At 56.5% G+C, this 3927-nt stretch carries 2 protein-coding genes; one reads left to right on the forward strand and one right to left on the reverse strand.

Annotated features, from left to right (window positions below):
• Positions 1-1313 precede the first annotated feature (1313 nt).
• A complete protein-coding gene (locus YUU_RS0145565; RefSeq protein WP_371260605.1) occupies positions 1314-1529 on the forward strand; it encodes a hypothetical protein in 216 nt (71 codons plus the stop codon).
• 2148 nt (positions 1530-3677) lie between these two features.
• On the opposite strand, the gene YUU_RS54490 is transcribed toward YUU_RS0145565, so the two are convergent.
• Positions 3678-3927: hypothetical protein (locus YUU_RS54490; protein ID WP_035665216.1), on the reverse strand; the 250-nt coding region annotated here is incomplete at its 5' end.

A 3927-nucleotide genomic window follows, 5' to 3' on the forward strand; every position in this document is an offset into this window, starting at 1 on the left:
CGCCATCGGTGAAGTTCTGACGGCATTCACCCCTGGAGAATGCGCGAACTACCTCGAAAATTCAGGCTATCGAACCTAATGCCATCACGCTTTAGGCTGATGAGATGCGGCTATCGGACATCGAGAGAGCGGCACCTATGTGCGGCTGATCAAAGCTGGCGCGCACGAATAGAGACGGCCCCAGCACAACCCTGAATGCCTGGGCCGTTGGAGGTTGCTTGGCGTATTTGGGTGAACCAAGCCAAGTGAGCTTAAAGTAGTCCGCTATTTTGTTATGTCCGATCTTGCACAGAGGAACAGATTCAAATTTGCCGACTTTTCCCGAATGGATTTGCACTTGTTAATGGCGGCGTTGGCAGAGCTCGGTAGCCTTCTTTCGCCGGGCAGATATTTGAATTTCCGATCTATTGTTCCACCCGGGGCTGGTCGCAGCATAAGGATTGGCTGCGGGCATTAGATCAGCGCTTTCGATACTTAAGGCCGCCTTCGGGCGGCCTCTTTTTGATAGGCAAAGCTGACCCCAGCCGGTTGGCGGCCTTGGGGGAGTGGTCTGGCAACCGGCGTGGACTGCGGCTTATCCGGCAACACTTCATTGACGCTGAGCGCCACGTGGCGACAACCCGCCTCATTTGGCTGCCTCTGTCTTGCTTGTTCACCGTCTCAACCGACGGGCATGCATCGCCAGCCGCTACGCCGCCCTTCGTTCCGTTGCGGAGCTGCGCCTAGTTTTCCCAGAAGCGCTTTCCGCACCCACATTCAAACATGTGAGTGAGGCTTCCGGTCTCAGAGTCTACCACTGTTCGTACAAGCTTCATTTTCTTGCCACAGATACGGCAGGTTCTGTTTGAGTTGTCCTCGACAACGCAAATCTTCTCAGCGCGAAATACTTCCATGAGTCCCGCCCCCGTCCGAGGTAACCGTAACTGGAACTTACAGCCCATTGCGGCAGTAAAATCTGGAAGAACTGGGTACGAAGTGGCGACAAATTTGCGACAGTACACGGAGCAAATTAAGACGCGTCAGCAAGTCTTGACGACCCTTTGGCTCACCAGCGACCGCCGCCCCTTCATCAACCCGGAAACCGCCGCGACATCTTGCCCGACCGCCCCGCCCGCACGTCGTAGCTGATCCGCGCCGTCGACCAAGTCGGTGTAGCCAGCTTTTTTTCAACCGCACTGACATGCACAAAGACAGTCTGGGTCGCCATCGTCAGGAGCAATGAAGCCGTAGCCTTCCGTCGGCGTTTTGGTTCCCGCTATGCTGGAATTAGGAGCCTTGCACGCAATCATGAGTTTAATAGCCGCAGCAGGTTCGTGGAATGGGTGATCGTCATGAAGCGACACCGCTTCAAGCACGAAAAGCTGCTCGGCGAACGACTGGCGAAAGCAGCACGCCTGGCGCGAGAGAAAGCAGACCAATTGCCGCCGGGGGCCGAGCGCGACGCCCTCCTTGAGAAGGCTCGGCAAGCTGACGCCACCGCGCACATTGATGGGTGGTTGAATTCACCGGGTCTGAAGCCGCCGACCTAGTCGAGAGTCCCATTCGGCAAAAAAACGGCCCCGACCACTGGGGATCATCATCGAGGCCGTGAGCATTACCGTCCACCGGACGTGCCCCGGTAATCTCCGATACTGTCGGGCTCGGCACAGGCGCATTCACCTATTCAAATGATGCTGATCGGTTCCCCGTCTCGCCATCCCTCCATCGATGAAGCATCTAAACGGCCCAGCATTTGGCTGGTGGCGGTCGACACTAACCATATTTGCAACCATTTATTGATTAAGCAAATTATGACACTCATAGTTGCGGCTTTCAGCATGGAATTAATCGATGGTGGTCCGCTTACCCATCGTCGCGGTCATCTCGGCCGATGGGGAAAGGTCATACTGGGTTGCAGCGGTCGAACCTGAAAAGGCGATCGACGCGGTCGTACGAGTCATCGGCAATGGACATGTCATCAGGCTCTTGCGCCACAGCCTGCGCGTAAAACCAGATGCGCTCCGACCAGGAGAAGTCCGGCAGCTCAGGTTGTGACCGGGACCGTACTCATCAAGAGCATTCATCCCGCTCAAAAGAGACTCCGTCCGGGGTTTCACAGTTCATCGAATCGCTCACGTTGGCGGACTGAGACCGCGCGCAGGATCTGCGGGCAGACTTTCCGTTCAGTTTTCAGTCACGCATACAGCGATCACCTCTACCGCGGCAGCCGGTAAAAGCCTGGGATCGAGGTGAGAACCGTAGCCATCCGGCTATGGAAAGGAACAAGCCAGGCGCCGAGCGGCCGTGTCCGTTCACACTGGCGAGACACCATCAAAATGCGAAACACCGACGTTTTCGCAAATTGAGACGAACGCCCTCTTCGTCTCAGCGTCCTCAAAGTAAAACCGGGTCCCTCTGACGTCGCGCTCAATCCACCAGTCTATTTTGTTCGCCCTTGAAATGCGCGATGCCTCTCCGCGCAACTGGTCCAATTGCCTTCCATGGGCCCGAACGATCACAAAATTTGTCATTCTCTAATCCAACAATTGCACTGTTTTAACTAGCCTTGAACGCAAGAGTTATTCCGACTGCTCATCCTGCTCATCGCGCACGCGCGGTGAGCTATCCCTTCGAAACGCCAGAAAGTCACAGAGTCACTCGCTCCACAGCGATCGCACGTCAATCGCTGCTCGCCGAGCATGTAGCGCCCGCGGATCGCGGAAGCAGCATTCTTGCAAGACGGACAAACCAATAAAAAATTGCGCATACGCCAGCGCATCACCAGATCACCCAACACCTTCGAACGCCCCTTCGTGAATCAGGTATCTCGCAGAGGTGGAGATTAGCGCACCTTTGCACGTCTGAATGTTCGGTTGCGAACACATCTTCCAATTCACTTCGCAGACCCGAATTGCACTGGAATGCCCCAAAGATTCACATATGCAAAATGCGGACAATCATCCGCAAAGGAGGCAAGGGTTGGCTGGATTATGATCGTGAGCGAAAGGGTCCAGCGCAAATTGGAACCAGTTTGGCGGCCAACCTAACGATGGAGCAAGCCGAACACGCGAAGCGGATACTGACTCGTCCACGGGGTGACAAAGTCTGATTTGAGCAGAGCATTCTAGTTGGGGCATTCTGTGATCGTACTTGGCAGCGAAGCCGGCAGCAGCATCACTGTACGGTTTTTTTAGTTCCCCCTTACAGCTCTTCCGAGCTACCCATTTATTACGGCCGGAGACGCCGAGCCCCGGACTGCCAGAATACGAGCCAACGAAAACGTTGGCCCGCCGGCCGAACGCAATCACGGTCGCCCCTCTCGTTGTAGATCGAAGCATGCGCTCTCCTTTCGGAGTGGCTGCGATCAGCCCTCGGTAGCGGCTTTCGTACTCTCGTGCCAGACTTTCCACTTTTTCCCTGCGAGCCCGCGGAACCGAGCACGTGTTGCGCGATTGCATTTGGCGGACGAGGGTCGATCCCATCCCTCTTGATCCTTTATGCTCTCAAGAATGGAGGAATCATGCGCACGTCGGATGTCGTAGAGTGGCGCGATGAGGCAGGACTGGCAACGAAGCTGGAAAACGAGGCATCGGCCTGGCGCAAACGGCGCCTCGCGCGACCGAAGTTTTCGATGAGTGGCGTCCAGGTCGTTCGGCTTCCGAGACGTCGGCTATCGCGTTCGGCCGTCGGGGCCGTGGTCAGCCGTTCTTGAGGGTCGATCTCACCTCCCGTACGGACCAAGATTCGCCTGCGCGTATGACCCGGGCCACGCCGCCGGCGCCGATGAGTGCATGAGAACCGACGTCGCCCTTCGTCGCGACGACGTCAAGCTCGGTTTCCGGCTTCCGGTCGAGCGTGACGGTGACGCCGAGGCTTTTGTAGTAAGCCACAGCCGCCTTGAGAAAGGGAACAGCGCTGTCGGCTGTTTCGTCGGGCTTGATCTGCGTG

The sequence above is a fragment of the Bradyrhizobium sp. Ec3.3 genome (assembly GCF_000472925.1).
Lineage (GTDB): Bacteria > Pseudomonadota > Alphaproteobacteria > Rhizobiales > Xanthobacteraceae > Bradyrhizobium.